The organism is Paenibacillus sp. GXUN7292, assembly GCF_050864975.1.
Taxonomy (GTDB): Bacteria; Bacillota; Bacilli; order Paenibacillales; family Paenibacillaceae; genus Pristimantibacillus.
In genome coordinates this window covers 1-20,767 of record NZ_JBOZWO010000001.1, presented here as the reverse complement: position 1 = coordinate 20,767, position 20,767 = coordinate 1, and the positions used below count along the sequence as shown (strand labels likewise).

The window sequence follows — 20,767 nt, the reverse complement described above, 5'->3', positions numbered from 1 at the left end:
GAACTGTGAAGCGTTATAAGTGTTCTTTTCCCGTTTAGGTAGTGAGTTTGAGTAAATAAGGTTTCTCAGTTCCTTTAGATTTTAGAATAAGCTGATTTAAGTACAATAGCGTGTCTCAGTTCCGTTAGTGTTTTTCAACGGCCTGATTTCCTTTACTTAGTTTTAAAAATTTTAGCTTTTGGGGAATTCTAAAGTGGAAAACACTGCCCTTAGGGCAGTCAGGCTGTCGAGAAAGTCTCGACAGCCTGAGAGCCTGTACCTCGTAGGGTACAAGCTCTCCTTGTCTGCATGATCTTCTTTTAATAACGCTCTGTTCCTTCGCGGCCTTCCTCGTTTCTTTCCTTTGCAAAATCGCTGAACGTGGACAAAACGCTGTTATATTCATCAATATCGTTAACACGTATGCCTTTTGCAAGCTGATCTACTCGTTCCTGCGGCAAATTGCTTTCCATATACTGAATGTCGATTTGAAAAAAGGTACGCATTACTTTATCTTTAACAGGCAGCCCGTCAAATAAGGAAAAATTGCCTTGGCGATCCACACCAAAATATGCATTGGATTTGCAATAATCTGATAAATCATTAATATGCTGCTCCAGCAGCACAGAACGGTCATCCTGATTTAATATAGCCGTCCAATCCGGATACTGGGTAAGCATATTTATAACCTGCTTTGGAGAAAGCTCCCCCAGCACCTGCTCCTCTTCTCCGCATACAAAAACACGATGCAGCTTTACCAGCAGCGTCTGCTCCGTTTGCTCCAGCTTTTGCAGCACGCTTTTATCATGAGCAGGCTCCAAATGACTGGTCGAACGTCCATTGGCAATATGCATGGCCATTGTATGCTCTGCTGTCGCTAATAAAATAATTACTGCCATCAATACGGCTGTTGCAGCACACATGGACCAAAGCGGCCTTCTTTTACGCTTCAACTTTTTCTTCAATTGCTTCCACAAGCTGAATGTCATCATATGGAAGCCTCCCTTACTTGTTTTGGCTAGTATGCTTCCATAATTATATAACTATTCATCATACATAAAGAGCTGTTTCATTAGTCTGATAAAGAATGCCCTGCCGCCTGTTTCTTAACGCAGCTTCCTCTTCCTTATTGACTGAAAGATACAGCTCTTATCGCCTGTACTTTTTTATTTACTATCTTTTAATCCATGGGCTGCTCTTTTTTGAGTTGCTTCCTTTTTTCGCCGTAACGGTTTTAATGGATACTTTTTTCTTTCTTTTCTTTGTCGAAGCCTTGATTGGCACGTTTGTAAAATCTTCAAACGCCGTTGCCTGGTTTGCATTTGCATTCGTTAGCAAATGCTCATCACGTTTTTTTTCACATCCGCAATCCTCTGCCAGCGCTGCCTGATTGGCGAATGTATCTGGCGACCATCCAAACTCAGGAGTTTGGGGCCATGAAGTATAGGTCGGCTGGAAAGCTTGCGAGGGATAATGGTCGGAATAATGGCTGTAGCCATAGCCCGGCGGCGGATACATCGTCGACATCGATTGAATATAATCCGCATTCGGCATAGACTGCGCCGATACATTGCTCGCGTTAGGCATGAATTGCGCCTGCAAATTGCTCGCATTCGGCATCATCGACTGCGCCTGCACATTGCCTGCATTCGGCATCATCGACTGCGCCTGCACATTGCCTGCATTCGGCATCATCGACTGCGCCTGCACATTGCCCGCATTCGGCATCATCGACTGCGCCTGCACATTGCCCGCATTCGGCATCATCGACTGCGCCTGCACATTGCCCGCATTCGGCATCATCGATTGCGCCTGCACATTGCCCGCATTCGGCATCATCGACTGCGCCTGCACATTGCCTGCATTCGGCATCATCGACTGAGCCTGCACATTGCCTGCATTCGGCATCATCGACTGCGCCTGCACATTGCCTGCATTCGGCATCATCGACTGCGCCTGCACATTGCCTGCATTCGGCATCATCGACATGGGCGATACATTAATTGCATTTGGCATCATTGACTGTGCTGACACATTACTTGCATTTGGCATCATTGACTGTGCCGATATATTGCTTCCTTTTGGCATCATTGACTGTGCCGACACATTGCTTCCTTTTGACATCATTGACTGTGCCGATACATTGCTTGCATTCGGCATAGCTTGATACATCCCTGCATACGGATACATTTGCTGCTGCACAGGTCCGTACCCGTAATGGCAGCCGCAAGGCTGATAATAATAAGGGACTGGCTGATACATATACGGTGATACAGATTGTTTTAATGACTCGTTGCCTGACATATATGGCGATACAGATTGTTTTAATGACTCGTTGCCTGACATATATGGCGATACAGATTGTTTTAATGACTCATTGCCTGACATATATGGCGATACAGATTGTTTTAACGATTCATTGCCTGACATATACGGCGATACAGATTGTTTTAATGACTCATTGCCTGACATATACGGCGAAACTGATTGTTTTAATGACTCATTACCCGACATATACGGCGATACTTTTTTATTGTTTGCATACATATTTGCCATGGCTTCAGTTGCAGGCACATTATACTGCTTGAACGTTTCAAGCTCTGACAAATATTCAGATTGATATGGCATTATTTTTTTCTCGGCGGGGCTTAACATTGGCAGCGTTTTTTCAGCAACGTTCATTGGCATTGGCTTATACGATTGCGGCATAATATTGGATGGAGCCGGCTTAACGGATTCTGCCATCATATTCGGCATCGGCTTCACTGATTCCGGCATTACCTTCGTTGCAGCGGGTTTGATCGATTGCGGCATTACTTTCGTTGGCGCTGGCTTGATTGCTTCCGGCATCACCTTAGATGGGGCCGGTTTGGCCATCGGCTCAACCTTTTTCTGAGCAGGCGCAACTTTGTTTGCCTCAATTGGTTTATTAACCTGCGCTGGCTCAACTTTCGTTGGCGCCATAGGCTTAACAGTTTTCGCTGGCTTGATAGCCGCCGGTTCCGGTTTAGGCGCTGGTGCAGGCTCAACTGGCGCTACGATTGGCGCAGTCGGCTTTTTCTCGGCTGCTGGCGCCGTATTTTTCTTGCCGACAATAGGAGTCGTCGACAGCTTACCGACAATTCCTTGAACGCCTTGCTTAATAGCATTGGCCGACTTGGCAATTGGAGCAGCTTTTTCTATTAATGAAGTATTAGCCTTTGCATTCGCGTTTGCACCTGTGTTTGCCTTTGCATTTGGTCCTACATTTGCGCCAGCATTCGCATTTGCCCCCTGGCTGCCGGTATGAGATGAATTAGCTGCATGTGCCTTAGGTATGTTAATAACTTCTCCCGTCAGCAGTACATTCGGATTTTTCAAATGCGGATTCGCATGAATCAAGGTGGCCAAAGGAATTCCCCATGCTTTTGAAAGCTTCCACAATGTATCTCCTTGTTTGACAATATGCTGATTCACTACCTCGACACCTTGCATCCCTCCACCTCCTCCTTGCGTGTGGGATGATGGCAGCTTAATTTTCATACCTGCATCTATTACGTTCGGATCTTTGATTTGTGGATTTAATTTCATGATTTCTTCTACGGAGACATTATACTTCTGCCCAATTAGGTATAAAGATTCGCCTGATTTGACAATATGAATTCTCACTTACTTATTACCTCCTGTCACGTTCTTAATCATTCGGCACGGCTAATGCCTCATATCAATCCATACATCCTATGCAGAACATGGGCAACTCTCTCCTAATTTTGCAAAAAAATATAACAAATATTAACTGGCATGATAGCAACTTGTCTACAAACCTGTCTACAAAAGTCGCATTCCGTCAATTACTCCTATGAATTCAGACTGTTGAAATACCTTTACTTCGCGAAATGCACCAACTAAAAGTAGCGTTGAGGAAGCACCGATCGATTCTGTATGATATTTATATACATTTTGCCGTTTTGAGGGGGGCGCCTACCGTTTCTTTATGATATTTCATATAACAGCAAAAAGGCCTGCATCCATGCAGACCTTTTAAGGTTAAAACAGATATGCTATTAGTCAAACGCTTTTACGCCGTCAACAGTAACTATTTTGCGGAATTCTTGCAATAAATGTGTCGTAATAGGACCTGCTTTGCCAGCTCCGATCGTTCTTCCGTCAACCTCGCGCACAGCAATAACCTCTGCCGCTGTTCCTGTAAAGAACACTTCATCTGCCACATAGACGTCATGCAGTGTAAATGGCTCTTCCTTCAGCTTGTAGCCAAACTTCTCGCACAGCTCTATAATGGCTGCTCTGGTAATGCCTTCAAGCGCGCCAACATAGCAAGGCGGTGTAAATACAGTACCATTTTTGATAATGAAAATATTATCGCTGGATCCTTCAGCAACATAGCCCTGTGAGTTTAGCATAATGGCCTCGCCTACGCCGGCAAGATTAGCTTGAATTTTAACTAAAATATTGTTCAAGTAATTCAAAGATTTGATCTTTGGATTCAGCGCATCAGGAATATTGCGGCGCTGCGACACGGAAACCGAAACAAGACCGTTGCGATATGCTTCTTCAGAGTAAATAGCGAGCTGCTCCACAATAATGATAACCCAAGCAGCCGGGCAGCGCTTCGGATCAAGCCCCAAATTACCAGGTCCGCGAGAAACGACAAGGCGAATGTAACCATCTCTCATTTCATTGCGTCGCAATGTTTCGATTAATGCTGCTTCCATTTCTTCCATTGAAAGCGGAATATCAAGCATGATAGACTTAGCGGAGTCATAAAGGCGCACTAAATGCTCCTGGCATTTGAATATATTGCCTTCGTATACCCGGATCCCTTCAAAAATTCCGTCACCATAGAGAAAGCCGTGATCATATACTGAAATTTTTGCATCCTCTTTTGTAACATACTCCCCGTTCAAATAAATCCATTGCTGTGCCATTGCTACTATTACACCTCCGAATATTAGGTCGACAATTGTAAAATCGAATATTGTTTTGGCAAATTTTGCTCATTACTTGTATTGTACTATATTTATTCTTGCATGCATAACTGTTCATAAGAAAAAACAGGATAGCAGCCAAGAACACGAACCTGACAGCCAATCGCTTCAACTTCCTGCAGCGCTGCAGGAAGCAGGACAGAATCAAGTGACATTTCGATATCGATATAGAAATAGTAATTGCCAAGCTTTTTCTTAGTAGGGCGCGATTCAATGCGCGTCAGGTTAATCCGTCTCCAGGCAAAAGCAGACAGCACCTGGTGCAGAGCTCCAGGATAATCCTCTGGCAACGTAATAAGAATACTCGTTTTTATGCGGTTGGAGGTGCGTGCTTTATATGGTTCTTTGCCCACAAGCGCAAAGCGCGTAAAATTATTGTTATGATCCGTTACACTTTTGGCCAGTACATCCAACTGATTAAGCGAGGCAGCAATCAGCGTGCCTAAAGCTACAACACCTTCCCCAGGCTGCTTGCTGACAAGCTTGACTGCTTCCGCTGTGCTGCTTGCATGCTCCCGCTCTGCATGCGGCAAATGTTCATTTAAAAACTTTAAACATTGTGCCATTGCAACAGGATGGCTGATCACTTTTTTAATTTTTGAATAATCAACTTCACCGTTGGAGAAACGGAATTCCCCATAATTTCCAATTAAATTTTGAATAGACGGATATACCCATTCAGCCTGTATCGGCAAATCAACCTCATGCACGAGCCAGTCCATATGCAGGCTCACTGAACCCTCGATCGTATTTTCAGTCGGAATGATGCTATAAGTGCTTATACCGTTCGCAGTCGATAAAAATACATCGGATATAAGCCGATGATACTTCCAATTGATTTGTTCGCCTGCAAATAAATGTCTGGCTGCCTCATCGGATACAGATCCGGCCGGCAGCAATGCTACTGTTTTCATATCCGCACTTCTCCTTTTATCAAATCGAGAAACGAACCGGCATTCCCCTCTGCCGCCTGTACGGATATCACCTCAGGACCGCTTGAGCTTGGCGCAAGCCATAACGTGTCCGCTTCAATGCCTTCCTGCGCCAGCGTCGCTTTGAGAAACTGCTCAAGCTCGTCTTTGTTCGCGCTATCCTTATCAACAAACGCGATAAGCGTAGGGCCTGCCCCGCTTAAAGCAGCGCCAAGCGCCCCTTTGGAAACAGCTGCTTCCAAAATTTCAGTCATGCCAGGTATGAGAGCAGCCCTATAAGGCTGATGCAAGCGATCCTGCATCGCATGCTGAATCAATTGAAGCTGGCCGCTTGCAAGAGCTGCAACGAGCAAGGAGCTTCTGCCAATATTGAATACAGCATCTGACATATTCAATTGCGCAGGCAAAGCATGGCGTGCCTTTTCAGTAGCCAGGTGAAAATTGGGTATAGCTACGAGCGTTTCCAGCTGCTTGGGCGGCTCCAGCCGCACATGCTGTGCAGCCTTTCCATCCCAGGCAGATACTACAATACCGCCAAACAAGGAGGCTCCTACATTATCCGGATGTCCCTCCAGCGCTGTCGCCATTTGAAACAGCTTATCTTGTGAAAGCGGAGAACCGATCAGCGCATTGGCGGCTGCCAGCGCGCCTACGATTGCCGTCGCACTGCTGCCCAGTCCGCGCGTCAATGGAATTTCACTGTACATGCGAATACTGAGCTCGGGAATGCTCACTCCAGCTTCCTTGAATACAAGCTGCGCTACTTTATACACTAAATTTGTTTTGTCCTGCGCAAGTCCGTTCATGCCTTCCCCATGCAGCTCGAAGCTGGTTTGCTCAGCATAGCCAAGCTCTATCCAAGCGTACAAGGAAAGCGCCATGCCCAGCGAATCAAAGCCAGGGCCTAAATTGGCAGTGCTTGCGGGCACCTTTACTATAACACGTTGTTTATCCATTCGATTAACCTTCCACTCGATAGACGCTTTTCACTTTATGAACAACATCCATAGTAGTAAACACATCTAACACTTTATTGACTGAAGCTTTAGTAGCATCATGAGTGATGATAATGATTTCTGCTTCAGGATTTTCAGCATTTGGATGCTGCAAAACAGATTCAAGGCTGACATTGTAATCTCCGAATACTTGAGTAATGCGCGCGAGCACACCTGCACGGTCAGCTACCTGCAGCAGCAAAAAGTATTTGGAATGGATCTGATCATCCGTTTTCAGCTTATTTTGTTTGTAGGATAAGCTTGCTTGCTTGCCGCTTACGCCAAGTTTTATGTTTTTGACTACAGCAACCAGGTCAGCAACGATTGAAGTTGCAGTCGGAAGCTCGCCTGCGCCTGGTCCATAGAACATTGTCTCGCCTACAGCTTCGCCATACACATATACCGCGTTGAAAACGCCGTTGACAGATGCGATTGGATGAGACTGCTTCACCATAGTTGGCTGTACGCTTACGCTGATAAGATCATCGTCGCGATCAGCAATGCCAAGCAGCTTCAATTCGTAGCCTAGACGCTTGGCATACAATATATCTTCCTTCGTAACAGAGGAAATGCCCTTTACTGAAACCTGATCCAGTGAAACCGTTGATCTGAAACCTAATGAAGCCAATATTGTCATCTTGCGCGCTGCATCAAGGCCTTCGACATCGGCAGTAGGATCAGCCTCCGCATATCCCAGCTCTTGAGCTTCTTTAAGGACATCGAGATAGGTAGCGCCCTCCTGGCTCATTTTAGTTAAAATATAGTTCGTTGTTCCGTTGACTATCCCCATAATTTTTGTCAGACGATCAGAGGAGAACCCTTCGATCAGCGTACGAATGATTGGAATACCGCCCGCTACGCTTGCTTCATAGAAAAGATCGCTGCCGCTTTGCTTTGCTTTTTCGAGCAGCTCCGGCCCGTAAAGAGCCATTAAATCCTTGTTCGCGGTTACGACATGCTTGCCCCGCTCAAGCGCTTCTATAATATACTCCTTTGTCTGTTCAATTCCGCCCATCACTTCAATCACTACGTCAATATCCGGATTACGCACAACATCCCAAGGATCTTCCGTCAATTTACTTTCATCGATTGCAACGCTGCGGCTTTTATTAATCGTTCTAACGGCTACTTTCTCGATCTGTATCGGAGAACCCGACTGATTCAGCAAATCCTCCTGATGGCCTTCTACGATTCGTACGACTCCAGTTCCTACAGTTCCAAGCCCTAACAATCCTACCTTAACTGGCTTCATTTCCATTCCCCCAATTTTTTATATTATCCTTGACCGATTACCGCTGCCTTGCGAACGCCCTGCTGCTTGCGGAGCAGTTCAACAAGCGTCGTCAGCTCGCCGGACATTTCTGAAATATCGACTGAAATAACAACATTGGCAAAGCCCTGCAGCGGTATGGATTGATTTATCGTGAGCACATTACCGCTCTGTCCTGCAACTAAAGCAAGCACAGTAGATAAAATGCCGGACCGATGCTCAAGATCCATCGAAATCGTAACAATACGATCTCGCGCCAGCTCGCTAAGCGGGTACACACCGTCTTTATACTTATAAAAAGCACTGCGACTAATGCCGATACGCTCTACTGCTTCATGTACAGTAACTGCTTCGCCGCGATTCAGCATTTCCTTCACTTGAATCGTCTTTACGATTCCTTCGGGCAGCAAATCCTCACGAACGACAAAATAGCGATCCGCCATTGTTTGTATCCCCCAGAAAGACATTTGTACACCTATAGTGGACATTATAGCGAATTAAGCCGCATCCGGCAATAGGTTTTTAATTGTTTAATGGATAAAATAAAAAACTTGCTATTACAATAAATCAATAATAGCAAGTTTTAAGGCAATCATCTAATCGTATGGATTATAGTCCGAGCCTTCAAAAAATTCGAATTCAAAATCGCCAATCCGCACATAATCGCCATCTCTGGCACCAATTTTGCGAAGCGCAGTATCTACACCCATCTTGCGCATTACGCGGGCAAACCGCATTACAGCATCGTAAGAGTTCAAATTAACACGCTGCATAAAGCGCTCGATGCCCTCACTCACAACGACGTAAACGTCATCCTCCTTGTGTACAGTAAAGGTCATCTCTTCCTTCTTCTTGAACGTAAATACTTTGCGCTCCTCATTTTCCTTAACCTCTTCGACGGCTGTTTCCACTGGCGACTCATCGAGCACATCCGCAGCTTTATACAGCAGCTCTTGTATGCCCTGCTTGGTCAAGGAAGAAATTGGAACGATGTGATATTTGTGGCCATTCTCGTATTCAGCAAGCTGCTGCTTGAACAGCTCCAGCTGCTCCACAGCCTCAGGCATGTCCATTTTGTTAGCTGCAATAATTTGCGGCCGATCCGCTAGCTTATCATTATAGAGAACGAGCTCGGCATTAATTTTGAGCCAGTCATCAAATGGATCGCGCCCTTCAGAAGCTGCCATATCCACAACATGAATAATGACTCTAGTCCGCTCTACATGGCGTAAAAATTCATGGCCGAGGCCAACGCCCTCATGTGCTCCTTCAATTAGACCGGGCAGATCAGCCATTACAAAGCTGCGGCCGTCCCCCACATCAACGACGCCAAGATTAGGCGTCAGCGTCGTAAAATGATAAGCGCCGATTTTAGGCTTTGCGCCCGATACAACTGAAAGCAGCGTCGATTTGCCTACGCTTGGAAATCCGACAAGGCCAACATCAGCCATTACTTTAAGCTCAAGCACAATCCAGCGTTCTTCTCCCGGCTCGCCATTTTCTGAAATGTACGGAGCCGGATTGCTAGGTGTTGCAAAACGGATATTACCTCTGCCGCCGCGGCCGCCCTTAGCTACAACAACCTGTTGTCCATGTCGAGTCATATCGCCAATAATGGCGCCTGTATCATCATCGATAATTACTGTACCAGGCGGAATCTTGACAATTGTATCGTCCGCGCTGGCGCCGATCATGCTTTTTACTTTTCCTCGTTCTCCGCGCTCTGCTTTGAAATGCTTCTGATAACGAAAGTCCATTAATGTGCGCAGGCCTTCGTCCACCTCAAAAATCAAATCGCCGCCGCGGCCGCCGTCTCCGCCAGCAGGCCCGCCATTCTCTACATATTTCTCACGGCGGAAGGATACTAGCCCATCTCCTCCGTCTCCGCCTTTTACAAAAATTTTCGCTTTATCGACAAACATGACGAACCTCCGTTCAAACGTGCAATTCAGCTTTAAGCAGCAAGCTCGTATAATCAAGCTTTGAATCTGCCGGCTTCACAGGTGTGTCTTTTAACTGCTCATCTATTCTTTGCTTCCAGCGCCGCTCATCCGCCATTTCGCCTTCATACACAAACTGCGCATAAAGATTGGCTTGATCCGTAAACAAACGCAGCTTCAATGAAGCGGTTTGCAAGCTTCCAGCAATAGCCTGCATACGATATGCGTTCAGCGTATCAATAAGAGATTGCGCGATCTTTTCGCTGTCTAATACAATCTCATCCAATACAATTCTGCCTTCAATTTCAACGTCCAGCGTTAATTGATTAGTCAGTGTGCGAAACGATTGAATATAACTGATCAGCGCTGTATTGCCGAGCTTGGCAATGTCGCTCTCAGCAGTCATTTTATCCTTAACCTTCTCCATATATTCCATCCAGCGATCCTGCTTTTGAAGACGAGCGTAGCCATAGAGCACCTGTAAATCATTCATCCAGTCATGACGATGATGATTGAGTGTGCGAACTGCCGACAATTGCAGCGTTTGAATGATGCGCTTTTGTCTCTCGCCATACTGCTTTCGTTCTGAATATATCCAATAAGCTGACACCGCTGCTGTCCACAATATAAAAACGATATGTATCCAAAAATAACTAGACCAAACCATTACAGCAGTCAATGGCAGTAATATAGATAATGCAGCATAATGCCGCGTAGAAAATTGGGATAGCATGGATAGAACCTGCCTTTGTTTAATTTCCTAGCTTATCCAGTATACCATGCGTCAGTCGCATGGTCATTAAAAAAAGCGAAAGCCCCGAACTCAGCATTGAGCGGGGCTTTTGGTTATTAAGCTTCTACTGCTTGAGCTACAGGATAAACGCTGACTTTTTTACGATCGCGTCCCCAACGCTCGAATTTCACAACACCGTCTACTTTAGCAAACAAAGTGTCATCTTTACCGATACCTACGTTAGTACCAGGATGAATTTTTGTTCCGCGTTGACGGTACAGGATGCTTCCGCCAGAAACGATTTGACCGTCAGCACGCTTAGCGCCAAGACGCTTGGAGTGCGAGTCACGACCGTTCTTTGTGGAACCAACACCTTTCTTGGATGCGAAAAGTTGAAGATTCATTTGCAACATAGAAATTCCCTCCCTTTGCAAAAAACGTTTCAAATTAATCAGCTCCTACGTTCCTTTACAGAAACATGCTTGCTGTACGATTCTGATATGGATGTGAGCATAGTAAGCATAGATTCCAGCAACAGCTGCGTTTTGCCTTCCGCTTCTTGATCATTCAATAACGGTATACTCGACTTCAGCCATCCGTCCTTCATCTGTGCCGGCAGCTCAACTCCGGCCAGCTTCTCAATCGCATTAACGGTTCCGATCGACACGGCTGACACTGCAGCGCATACGATATCTTCCCCATGCTCGCCATAATCTGCGTGTCCGCTTATGGTGAAGCGATTAATCCGATTGTTAGCAGCGCTTCGTTCCACGAGTATAGTAATCATCTAAAAACTCGCCTTAAGCTTGAATTTTGTCGATTGTTACTTTCGTGTAAGGCTGACGATGACCTTGCTTGCGACGGTAGTTCTTTTTCGCTTTGTATTTGTATACGATGATTTTTTTAGCTCTGCCTTGTTTTTCAACCTTGCCAGTTACAGTAGCGCCTGCTACTACTGGAGAGCCAGTTACTAGACCATCCTTGCCAGATACAACAAGAACACGATCGAAAGTTACGTTGTCACCTTCGTTGTTGTCCAGTTTCTCGATGTAGATTACATCGCCTTCCTGAACTTTGTACTGTTTGCCGCCTGTTTCAATAATTGCGAACATTGTGGTTGCACCTCCTTGTTAATTTGAAGACTCGCCTGATCAAGGTGTCCGGCATAAATCCGGTAGCTTTGAACCCGATCGGAGCGGTACCTGCATACTCGCAAATTCGCTACGAAATATACACTTAAATAATATATCACATATTATACAGGCATACAACTATAAGTTGCCATTCATTTCCCGCAAACATGGCATGCCTCTTTTATTCTGTGAAGGTTGCTCTCGCGGGATTTTTTTCGTGTCAGCTCCATCAAGCCCAGCTTCGTCCAGCCCACGATCGAGCATTTCGTGCCATCCTCCTTTGCTGCCTCTGTCATGCGGGACAGAATAAGCTGCTTGTTTGCTTCCAGCTCCATATCGATAAAATCGATAATAACGATTCCGCCTACATCTCTAATGCGCAGCAATCTGGATATCAGCTCCGCTGCCTCCATATTTGTTTGAAAAACAGTATCTTCAAGCGCATGCGAGCCAATAAACTTGCCCGTATTGACATCAATTACAGTCAATGCTTCCGTTTCATCCCATATCATGTATCCACCGCTTGCCAACGGTATCCGCCGCCCGAATGCCAAATTCATCTGCTCGTCAACTTGAAAATATTCAAATATCGACTGTTGCCCTTTATTCTTGTACAGCCGCAGCCTGTCTGCAAGCGACGGTGTCATCAGCGCGACTAGTGCTGAAGCGTCGGCATAGCGTGCCTGATCATCGATCCATATCTCATCAATATCAGCAGTAAGGCGGTCTCTGACAACCCGCTGCATCAAATCTGCCTCGCTGTGCAGAATCATCGGAGAGCTGTACTCCTTGGCATATACCTCGATTTTTCTCCAAAGCTCTCGCAGCTGAAAAAAATCAGCAGCCAAAGCAGATTCGCTTTCGCTGGCAGCCGCTGTTCGCAAAATAATGCCTTCATCGCCTTCCCGCAGCTGTTCTCCTATTTGACGAAGCCATTCCCGTGCCTGATCATCAACTATTTTTTTGGAAACCCCTATGTAATCTGCTCTAGGCATATATACGAGAGATCGGCCAGGAAGATTAATATGTGTCGTTACGCGAGCTCCCTTTGTGCCTAACGGCTCCTTAATCAGCTGTACAATTAGAAGCTGCCCGGCATGGACGACTGACTGGATAGACGGCTTCTGCTCAGGCTGCTTGTCCAGATGAGGATGAAGCAAATCATCGATATATAAAAAAGCATTTTTAGAAAGTCCAATATCTACAAAAGCGGCCTGCATTCCTGGCAACACATTGACGACCCGCCCTAAGTACACATTGCCGGCCAGTCCGCTTTCTCCTGATCGTTCCATATAAAATTCCTGCAACTGCCCATCCTTGAGCACGACTGTTTGCAGCATTTGCCCATTAGCGTGCATTAGCATTTGTCGCATTCCCGAAATCACCTGCCATCAGCTTTTCTTTTATTTTAACTGAAAAGCTCTTCCACTGCACGATAAGGATTTCGGCCAGATAAGCAATCCCTCACAATTTCCTGTTCTGGAATCATCTTCATGCCGGCACCGCCAGGCTCCATCAAATAGATAAGATGATATTTTTCACGCTTCAGCAAACGGGCTACCGACAAAATGGTCTGCTTGCTGCCGACTATGATCGCTCGAGCGCTTTCACCGCTTTTTATCGCTTTCTCCGCCACACGCTCCCTGTATATGAGAAAACGAAAAAATAAATAGGGGATATTACGATAGTAAGACCAGTTGGAGGCCAGTAAAAAGCAACCGATAATTAAAAAATTAAGCTGAATGCCAGTACTGTACAAGACAGCCGGAATGACTGCCGCCATAACAATTAGCAAGCTAAGGAGCATGCTTACCCGCATCGTCCAAAGCATTGCTCTATAATAGGTAACCATATAGCTTAATGCGGCTTGCATCAGCTTTCCCCCATCTAAAGGATAGACAGGCAGCAGATTGAACAGACCGACCATCGCATTGGCGCGCCACACATACTCTGACCACTGCTCATCCCACCAGCCAAGCGCGCCAAGCCCCCATGCGAGCAATCCCAGCCACAGATTTTGAAGAGGGCCTGCCAGCGCGACGAGCGCCTCCTCCTTGGCCGAAACTCCGCCCGCCTCCTCTACCTCCGCCACGCCGCCGAACGGCAGCAGCTTCACTTCCCTTACTGTCCAGCCAAAGTATCTGGCGGCTGCAACATGGCCCAGCTCATGAACAAGCACTATAATAAATAACGTAAATAATTCCAGAAAGTAACCGGTTATTACGGCGCCAATCATCAGAATGACGAATAAAGGATGTACGGACCAAATTATTCCGCGCCATTTAATCAAATGGGATCACGTCCAACGGGTCAACATACCGATCATTATCTTTAATTGCAAAATACAGAAGGCTATGTGAGCCGGTATTTGACTTGAGCAAGGTTCCGATTTGATCTCCGGCCTCCACCCAGTCGTTTACTTTGACATCCGCTCCGAGTCCGGTATAGATTGACACCCTTCGATTTGCATGCTGAATCATAATACTTGCCTGATCCTCCGATACCAGAATAACACGTCCGGTTTCAATCGCCATTACCGGAGAGGCCGATGGCGCTGCCAGCTCGATTCCATTAAGCAGCTCTGCAAAGGTGCGCACAAGGTCGCCCTGCTCTAGTGGGGCGACGACAGCTGTTTTGACTTCGGCATCAACGCCGACAGCATTTTGCGGCTTCTGACCAAATATAGGCAGCAATGTCGGTGAGCCTGCAAAGGTCTGTTTATACCAAGCGGCCGCAGCCACGAAATCAATTTCATCAGTCAATGCTTGTTTCACGAAAGCCTGTCCTCGTTTTGTCCAGCTGTTATCGTATTGAAACAGTCCCCAAATCGCAGCAAAAAGCAATGCGGCACATAAGGTTTTCCAGCCAAGCTCCTTCAACCAAACAGATCTTTTGCGCGGATCGCTGAACCTGCTCCAATCCGGCTCGTTCACATAGGTTTGCTTCGTAAACCGGCTCGAAGCCTCCTCCCATGCAGCCCATCGGTCTGGCTTGCTCTTCCAATCACGTTCAGGATCTCGATCAGCCGGCTTCATACTATAATTATCAGCTTGATTTTGATTAGTGCTTTGATTAGAGCTTTGCTTCCATTTACGAGACATTTCGACTCCCTCCCGCTTCAAGCCTATCTGGAATAAACGGAACCCCGCATTCTTCACTTGAACGAAGAAAGCATGTTTACCGATTTTAAAAGGCTTGTACTGCTATCCATTGTATGAGGGCAGCAAGTCAAGTATGCGGACAACCTCTGTAATCTGAAAAAATATATGTCCGTTTTATATACAACTTAAATAGCTCATAAATTGATACACAAGGATAAACGGCTCCGCCGTTCTTTGGAAAGGCGCGTTTACCGATGAATGATAAGAACAAGTTTATTGTGAAAACTTGTAAAGTCTTATAATTTAACAAAAAAAGCTGTCCCCGCTTCAGCTGCAGGACAACTTATCATGTTCGTATCGTATTCAGCTACTCCAGCTCATATAGCTGCTGGTGCGCATTGATGCTAAACACTAATCCGATTGAAAGCATATTAAGAATTAGCGATGTTCCGCCGTAGCTGACGAAAGGGAGCGTAATTCCTGTAATAGGCATCAGCCCGATCATCATGCCGATATTTTGAAAAACCTGAAAAACATACATCGATACGATGCCTATAATAATATAGGAAGCACGTATGTCATAACATCGGTAAGAGATAACTATCATCCGGTAAATTAATAAAAAATAGAGCAATAGCAATACTGCCGCTCCTTGAAATCCGAATTCCTCACCTATTACTACGAATATCGAATCTGAATAGGCATACGGCACAAATCCGCCATTTTTCATATCGCCATTGAGATATCCGTCGCCGCTAAGGCCGCCGGAGCCGATAGCAATCTGTGCATTTTCGGATTGATGCTTCGCATCAGCAGTCGCTTCGTCAGGATTAATGAACGTATTGATGCGCTCATACCAATGCCGTTTATTCTCTTTATTCAAATAATCATAGATTTCATCATTGAATGTATTGAATAAAAACATAAACAGAAAAATTCCTGCAACAACGACGGTAGCACCGATCATGACATGCACATACTTCACATTGCCAATCCAAAGCATGCCCAGAACGATAACGATATAAATGATCGCATTGCCCAAATCCGGCTGCAGCATAACGAGCATGAATGGCACAAAAGCAAAAAGTCCGATCGGCACCAAGTCCCGCATAAAGCCCAGCTTCTCGCCTTGTCTCCTGCCCATTAAATATGCAATACCTATAATGAGAATAATCTTCACGATTTCGGCAGGCTGAAAATAAAGCGATTCGGTTATTTTAAACCAGCCCTTTGCACCGTTGATCTCTGCACCGACGAAAAATACAAGGGCAAGCATTATTATTCCGAGTCCATATAAAATATACCAGCTTTTAAGTACAATGCGATAGTCAAAAAATACAGAACATATCGCTATTATAAAGCCGAGTACAAAAAAAATGATTTGCTTAACGGGAGTTTGTGCATACATCGGGTTATTGGCTGTAGCGCTGTGAATAACAATAGCGCTAATAGCCATTAAACAACAAAGAATGAGCAAAATGCTTATATCCAGCTTTTTTATTTTGTTTAGCACGCAGTACTCATCCTATCCCTAGAAACTTGCGGAAACGCTTGAAGGCTCCTACTTTTTCATCCAATTGCATCAACGGAACCATATCGCCCAGAATACGCCTTGCTATATTACGATAAGCAATAGCTGCTCGTGATGCCGGGTTCATAACAGTCGGCTCGCCTGTATTCGAGGCGACAATTACTTTCTCATCATCGGGAACTATTCCTACCAGATCAATAGCAAGCACTTGGCAAATCTCATCAATATCGAGCATCTCGCCGCTCTTCACCATATTGGAGCGCACTCTGTTAATAATTAAGCGTGAAGGAATTTTCTCCTGCTCCAAAATGCCGATAACTCGATCGGCATCGCGCACAGCCGCATTTTCCGGTGTCGTCACCACGATCGCTCTGTCAGCCCCAGCTATTGCGTTGCGGAATCCTTGCTCAATGCCTGCAGGACAATCGATGATCACATAATCATGATCCTTCTTCAGCTCCAGAACAATTTCTCGCACCTGCTCCGGCTTGATTGCATCCTTATCCTTCGTTTGCGCCGCCGGCAGCATATACAGCTCATCAAAGCGCTTGTCTTTGACTAATGCCTGGTTCAAACGGCATCTTCCGTCCGCAACGTCGATTAAATCATAAATAATACGATTCTCAAGGCCCATAATAACATCCAAATTGCGGAGCCCGATATCCGTATCGACCATACAAACCTTTTTTCCTAATAGAGCTAACGCTGTCGCGACATTGGCGGAAGTCGTTGTTTTTCCAACGCCGCCCTTTCCAGAAGTGACTACGATTGCTTCTCCCATAATCTACACCCCTTTAAACATGATCGAATGCTGCCGTATACGGAACAACTGCGTCAACTTATCCATTTGCATCTGACCTTCGTTTAGATAGGCGAATTCCATTGAAGCATCGCCGCTCATCCATTCTTCTGGCGGCTTGCTTACAATATCTGCGATGCGAAGCTGAGTTGGCCGCATAAGCGAGGCTGCGATAATAACGTCGGTACGCCCTGCCGTACCGGCATGGGCCAAGCCCTTCAGCGCGCCGAGCACGTAAATATCACCTGTACATAATATGCTGCCGCCCGGATTAACATCCCCCATCAGCAATAAATCGCCGTCATGTTCCACGGTTTGTCCTGACCGGACAATGGAGGTTAAAACCTGAAGCTTCGGGCCGTACTTCATTTCCTCAGCATGGTCGGATTCAATAGATTGAACGATCAAGTTTCCTTGTGTACGAATAATATTGCGAATTAATTCCTTATCGGTTTCAGCCAGCAGACGATTGCCAAGCTTAACATGTACATGAACCAAAGGTCCCGTCAGCAGCTGCTGATGCGTCTTTTCAAGCTTATATTTCAATTCCTCCAGCAAAGCATCAAATGTGCATTGGTCGTCGAGAAGGAACAATAGACCTTCCTTGACTCCCTTAATAACGATATACTGCTTTTCGGTCAATTTCGTCCCTCCTCAGCCCTATACAGTTAATTCTTGCTCTGCTGCTCGAATTCCTTCTCTTTAGACCGCATTTGGATTACTCCTCATCATCCTCCGTTTGAATCTTTTGCGTAGACTGGAACATTTTGCGAAGAGGTATGTAACAAAGCAGCATAAATACAAGCTGTAAAAATAAGCTGGGCAATATATGATTAAGCAACGCCCACGCATAATCTGCGTTGGAAATTTTAAATACCTTATAAATAAATAATAGAGTTGAATCATATAACAAGCACGCGAGCCCCACTACCGCTACGGCCATCATCAAGGTCGCTTTGCGGGCAGCAAACAGTACGCCGGTAAAGTATCCGATTAAGCCCATCAGGAACGTGTGCGCCCCTATTAAATGTCCAAAATAGACGATGTCTTGCAGCAAGCCAAAGCCGGCGCCAAGCAGCAAGGCTTGATGCCGGTTTCCATAAAGAGCTGCATACAATACGAATACAAATACAAAATGAGGAATTATACGGTCGCCAAATCCTGCCGGAATCAGCCAGGGCATCAGTGCTCCTTCCAGTATAAAAACAAAGAACATGAGCACCACGATTCGATTCATGCTCATTATTCTTCCTCCATGTCCGGAACCTGAACGACGAATACCTCAGTTAAATGATCAAAGCTCGCCGACATTTTAATATCAGCTGTATACGTTAGGCCAAAATCGCCTACCTGCTTCGCTTCAATCGTTCCTACGATCAGTCCGCGTGGATAAACATTGCCGAGACCGGATGTAATAACAGTATCGCCTATTTCCATTTTATCATTTTCAGCGATTTTGGTCATAATCAATTTGCCCGTGCTTTTATTGTAGCCGCTCAATATGCCGAACGACTCGTCTTCTCGTCCAAAAACCGTTGCTGATATCGAATTAAAGGTAGGCGAATTCTCGTCAAGCTCGGTGATAGGAGTAACAGTTGCTGAATAGGGGGAAACCGCACTTACAATCCCAATTAAGCCATCGACGGTTGTAACAGCCATATTGCGCTTAATGCCATGCTTGGAGCCAAGATCGATGTTGAGGGACCGGTTGTTAGCATCATTGCTGACAGATATGACTTGGGCTATTAAATAATTGTAGTTATGGATTTGCTTCTGGCGCTCAGTAAAATGCAGCATTTCTTTATAACGTTCATTTTCCAGCTGAATAAAATTATAATTCACTTTTTCTCGGGCATAGGCAGCTGCCAGCAAATTTAGCCTTTCATTTTCCTCATATACGCTTCTGAGCTGTCTTATGTCCTCAAAGAAGCCCGCTATATGGCCAGCGGGCTTATAGAACCATTGCTGCACAAATGCCGAGGTGTCCTTCGTTATTTTTTCCGGCAATGACAGTTCACCGCGGTCGCTTAAGGAATAACCAATAACCGCGATGAAAAGGATCATACCGATCATAAGCATAAAAACTCGCTTATTACGCATTAGATTAAACAGCCCGATCACCTGCCATCTTTATCTTTATACAATTATTCGATTAGGATCGTTTATGCCGCGGCCCTGAGCCGCGTTTTTTGAACAAGTGAATATGATCAAGCGAACGTCCTGTGCCGATTGCTACGCAGTCCAGCGGATTTTCAGCAACAATAACCGGCATGCCTGTTTCCTTCTGAAGAAGCTTATCCAGGTTGCGCAGAAGCGCTCCGCCGCCTGTCAGCACGATACCGCGATCCATAATATCCGCCGCAAGCTCCGGAGGACATTTCTCCAAAGTAATTTTGACTGCATCTACAATCGCAGTGATAGTATCGCTAAGCGCATCCGTTACTTCCTCGGACGTAATCTTTAACGTTTTTGGCAGACCTGTCACCAAATCTCGGCCGCGAATTTCAATCGACTCCGATTTATCCAGCTTAAGCGCAGAGCCAAGGTCCATTTTGAGCTGTTCAGAGGTACGCTCCCCAATCATCAGATTATACATTCTTTTAATGTATTGGATGATCGCATCGTCCATTTCATCACCGCCGACGCGAACAGAACGGCTCGTCACGATGCCGCCAAGGGAAATGACAGCTACCTCAGTCGTTCCGCCGCCGATATCAACAACCATGCTGCCGGTCGGCTCCCATACAGGCAAATCAGCGCCTATTGCAGCTGCAAACGGCTCTTCAATCGTATAGGCTTCTCTTGCGCCCGCCTGCTTTGCTGCATCTTCAACCGCGCGTTTTTCAACGGCTGTAATACCGGACGGCACACAGATCATAACGTTCGGATGGCGAGGGAATAACGAGCGCTGCTTTTGAGCAGAGCGAATAAAATATTTAATCATCGTTGCAGTAGTTTCAAAGTCGGCAATTACGCCATCCTTCATTGGACGAACAGCACGAATATTGCCCGGCGTTCTGCCGATCATTTTTTTTGCCTGCTCCCCTACCGCCTCTATTGTTTTCGTGTCTGTGCGCAGGGCAACAACAGATGGCTCCCTTACGACAACACCTTTGCCTTTAACGAATACAAGTGTATTTGCTGTACCCAAATCAATTCCCAAATCTTTCGAAAAACCACCTAGCATGTTGTTACTCCCTTCTCATTCCGACAATCCTTATTATTATATTACAGATGACCATGCTCCTTCAAACTTATATACCGACCGTCGCCAACAATGACATGATCAAGCACTTCAATGCCAATGAGCTGCCCTGCTTCCGTCAATCGCTTAGTTAAAGAGATATCTTCAGGACTCGGCGTCACGTG

The 20,767-nt window shown here is 45.7% G+C and carries 22 protein-coding genes; all 22 read right to left on the bottom strand.

The window, feature by feature from the left end; translation table 11 throughout:
• Positions 1 to 299 precede the first annotated feature (299 nt).
• Positions 300 to 971, bottom strand: coding sequence for a BofC C-terminal domain-containing protein (locus tag ACRRU2_RS00110; protein WP_432499563.1), 672 nt, complete (start codon positions 969 to 971; stop codon positions 300 to 302).
• Between the two features lie 181 nt (positions 972 to 1,152).
• Positions 1,153 to 3,627, bottom strand: a complete 2,475-nt coding sequence (locus tag ACRRU2_RS00105; RefSeq protein WP_432499562.1) for a LysM peptidoglycan-binding domain-containing protein — start codon at positions 3,625 to 3,627, stop codon at positions 1,153 to 1,155.
• A 395-nt stretch (positions 3,628 to 4,022) separates the two neighbouring features.
• The gene (gene ilvE / locus ACRRU2_RS00100; protein ID WP_331697014.1) at positions 4,023 to 4,904 is read right to left on the bottom strand and encodes a branched-chain-amino-acid transaminase; all 882 of its coding nucleotides are present in this window, start codon (positions 4,902 to 4,904) and stop codon (positions 4,023 to 4,025) included.
• Positions 4,905 to 4,996: 92 nt separating this feature from the next.
• Entirely contained in the window at positions 4,997 to 5,878 is an 882-nt protein-coding gene (gene pheA, locus ACRRU2_RS00095) for a prephenate dehydratase (RefSeq protein ID WP_331697015.1), read from the bottom strand.
• The gene (gene thrB, locus ACRRU2_RS00090; protein ID WP_331697016.1) at positions 5,875 to 6,852 is read right to left on the bottom strand and encodes a homoserine kinase; all 978 of its coding nucleotides are present in this window, start codon (positions 6,850 to 6,852) and stop codon (positions 5,875 to 5,877) included. The genes pheA and thrB overlap by 4 nt, the downstream gene beginning before the upstream one ends.
• A 4-nt stretch (positions 6,853 to 6,856) precedes the next feature.
• The gene (locus ACRRU2_RS00085) at positions 6,857 to 8,143 is read right to left on the bottom strand and encodes a homoserine dehydrogenase (protein ID WP_331697017.1); all 1,287 of its coding nucleotides are present in this window, start codon (positions 8,141 to 8,143) and stop codon (positions 6,857 to 6,859) included.
• A gap of 23 nt (positions 8,144 to 8,166) precedes the next feature.
• Complete coding sequence (locus tag ACRRU2_RS00080) at positions 8,167 to 8,604, bottom strand: ACT domain-containing protein (protein WP_331697018.1); 438 nt, start codon at positions 8,602 to 8,604, stop codon at positions 8,167 to 8,169.
• A 153-nt stretch (positions 8,605 to 8,757) separates the two neighbouring features.
• Positions 8,758 to 10,083, bottom strand: a complete 1,326-nt coding sequence (gene obgE / locus ACRRU2_RS00075; protein ID WP_331697019.1) for a GTPase ObgE — start codon at positions 10,081 to 10,083, stop codon at positions 8,758 to 8,760.
• A 13-nt stretch (positions 10,084 to 10,096) separates the two neighbouring features.
• Entirely contained in the window at positions 10,097 to 10,834 is a 738-nt protein-coding gene (locus ACRRU2_RS00070) for a Spo0B domain-containing protein (RefSeq protein WP_331697020.1), read from the bottom strand.
• 116 nt (positions 10,835 to 10,950) lie between these two features.
• Positions 10,951 to 11,247: a 50S ribosomal protein L27 gene (gene rpmA / locus ACRRU2_RS00065; protein WP_331697322.1), complete on the bottom strand. Its 297-nt coding sequence runs from the start codon at positions 11,245 to 11,247 to the stop codon at positions 10,951 to 10,953.
• A gap of 38 nt (positions 11,248 to 11,285) precedes the next feature.
• Positions 11,286 to 11,621: a ribosomal-processing cysteine protease Prp gene (locus ACRRU2_RS00060; protein WP_331697021.1), complete on the bottom strand. Its 336-nt coding sequence runs from the start codon at positions 11,619 to 11,621 to the stop codon at positions 11,286 to 11,288.
• A 13-nt stretch (positions 11,622 to 11,634) separates the two neighbouring features.
• Positions 11,635 to 11,946, bottom strand: coding sequence for a 50S ribosomal protein L21 (gene rplU, locus ACRRU2_RS00055; protein WP_331697022.1), 312 nt, complete (start codon positions 11,944 to 11,946; stop codon positions 11,635 to 11,637).
• Positions 11,947 to 12,119: 173 nt separating this feature from the next.
• Entirely contained in the window at positions 12,120 to 13,340 is a 1,221-nt protein-coding gene (locus ACRRU2_RS00050; RefSeq protein ID WP_432499561.1) for an Rne/Rng family ribonuclease, read from the bottom strand.
• A gap of 35 nt (positions 13,341 to 13,375) precedes the next feature.
• Positions 13,376 to 14,257: a M50 family metallopeptidase gene (locus tag ACRRU2_RS00045; RefSeq protein WP_432499560.1), complete on the bottom strand. Its 882-nt coding sequence runs from the start codon at positions 14,255 to 14,257 to the stop codon at positions 13,376 to 13,378.
• Complete coding sequence (locus ACRRU2_RS00040; RefSeq protein WP_432499559.1) at positions 14,250 to 15,068, bottom strand: peptidoglycan DD-metalloendopeptidase family protein; 819 nt, start codon at positions 15,066 to 15,068, stop codon at positions 14,250 to 14,252. The genes ACRRU2_RS00045 and ACRRU2_RS00040 overlap by 8 nt, the downstream gene beginning before the upstream one ends.
• 367 nt (positions 15,069 to 15,435) lie before the next feature.
• Positions 15,436 to 16,581 (bottom strand): FtsW/RodA/SpoVE family cell cycle protein, encoded by a 1,146-nt coding sequence (locus tag ACRRU2_RS00035; RefSeq protein WP_331697026.1) that lies wholly within the window; start codon positions 16,579 to 16,581, stop codon positions 15,436 to 15,438.
• Between the two features lie 7 nt (positions 16,582 to 16,588).
• Positions 16,589 to 17,380 (bottom strand): septum site-determining protein MinD, encoded by a 792-nt coding sequence (minD, locus tag ACRRU2_RS00030; protein ID WP_331697027.1) that lies wholly within the window; start codon positions 17,378 to 17,380, stop codon positions 16,589 to 16,591.
• Positions 17,381 to 17,383: 3 nt separating this feature from the next.
• Entirely contained in the window at positions 17,384 to 18,040 is a 657-nt protein-coding gene (gene minC, locus ACRRU2_RS00025) for a septum site-determining protein MinC (protein ID WP_331697028.1), read from the bottom strand.
• Positions 18,041 to 18,116: 76 nt separating this feature from the next.
• Positions 18,117 to 18,641 carry a rod shape-determining protein MreD gene (gene mreD / locus ACRRU2_RS00020; RefSeq protein WP_331697029.1) on the bottom strand — a complete coding sequence of 175 codons (525 nt, stop codon included), beginning with the start codon at positions 18,639 to 18,641 and terminating at the stop codon, positions 18,117 to 18,119.
• Positions 18,641 to 19,498 (bottom strand): rod shape-determining protein MreC, encoded by an 858-nt coding sequence (mreC, locus tag ACRRU2_RS00015; RefSeq protein ID WP_331697030.1) that lies wholly within the window; start codon positions 19,496 to 19,498, stop codon positions 18,641 to 18,643. Before mreC ends, mreD begins: the two co-directional genes overlap by 1 nt.
• Before the next feature lie 52 nt (positions 19,499 to 19,550).
• Positions 19,551 to 20,585, bottom strand: a complete 1,035-nt coding sequence (locus ACRRU2_RS00010; RefSeq protein ID WP_331697031.1) for a rod shape-determining protein — start codon at positions 20,583 to 20,585, stop codon at positions 19,551 to 19,553.
• 41 nt (positions 20,586 to 20,626) lie between these two features.
• On the bottom strand, positions 20,627 to 20,767 hold a 141-nt coding region (locus tag ACRRU2_RS00005; protein ID WP_432499840.1), incomplete at its 5' end, for a JAB domain-containing protein.

Coding starts and splice junctions, on each gene's coding strand:
- ACRRU2_RS00110 (WP_432499563.1), bottom strand. CDS start 971: ATGATGACATTCAGCTTGTGGAAGCAATTGAAGAAAAAGTTGAAGCGT.
- ilvE (WP_331697014.1), bottom strand. CDS start 4,904: ATGGCACAGCAATGGATTTATTTGAACGGGGAGTATGTTACAAAAGAG.
- pheA (WP_331697015.1), bottom strand. CDS start 5,878: ATGAAAACAGTAGCATTGCTGCCGGCCGGATCTGTATCCGATGAGGCA.
- thrB (WP_331697016.1), bottom strand. CDS start 6,852: ATGGATAAACAACGTGTTATAGTAAAGGTGCCCGCAAGCACTGCCAAT.
- ACRRU2_RS00085 (WP_331697017.1), bottom strand. CDS start 8,143: ATGAAGCCAGTTAAGGTAGGATTGTTAGGGCTTGGAACTGTAGGAACT.
- ACRRU2_RS00080 (WP_331697018.1), bottom strand. CDS start 8,604: ATGGCGGATCGCTATTTTGTCGTTCGTGAGGATTTGCTGCCCGAAGGA.
- obgE (WP_331697019.1), bottom strand. CDS start 10,083: ATGTTTGTCGATAAAGCGAAAATTTTTGTAAAAGGCGGAGACGGAGGA.
- ACRRU2_RS00070 (WP_331697020.1), bottom strand. CDS start 10,834: ATGCTATCCCAATTTTCTACGCGGCATTATGCTGCATTATCTATATTA.
- rpmA (WP_331697322.1), bottom strand. CDS start 11,247: ATGTTGCAAATGAATCTTCAACTTTTCGCATCCAAGAAAGGTGTTGGT.
- ACRRU2_RS00060 (WP_331697021.1), bottom strand. CDS start 11,621: ATGATTACTATACTCGTGGAACGAAGCGCTGCTAACAATCGGATTAAT.
- rplU (WP_331697022.1), bottom strand. CDS start 11,946: ATGTTCGCAATTATTGAAACAGGCGGCAAACAGTACAAAGTTCAGGAA.
- ACRRU2_RS00050 (WP_432499561.1), bottom strand. CDS start 13,340: ATGCGACAAATGCTAATGCACGCTAATGGGCAAATGCTGCAAACAGTC.
- ACRRU2_RS00040 (WP_432499559.1), bottom strand. CDS start 15,068: ATGTCTCGTAAATGGAAGCAAAGCTCTAATCAAAGCACTAATCAAAAT.
- minD (WP_331697027.1), bottom strand. CDS start 17,380: ATGGGAGAAGCAATCGTAGTCACTTCTGGAAAGGGCGGCGTTGGAAAA.
- mreD (WP_331697029.1), bottom strand. CDS start 18,641: ATGAGCATGAATCGAATCGTGGTGCTCATGTTCTTTGTTTTTATACTG.
- mreC (WP_331697030.1), bottom strand. CDS start 19,498: ATGCGTAATAAGCGAGTTTTTATGCTTATGATCGGTATGATCCTTTTC.
- ACRRU2_RS00010 (WP_331697031.1), bottom strand. CDS start 20,585: ATGCTAGGTGGTTTTTCGAAAGATTTGGGAATTGATTTGGGTACAGCA.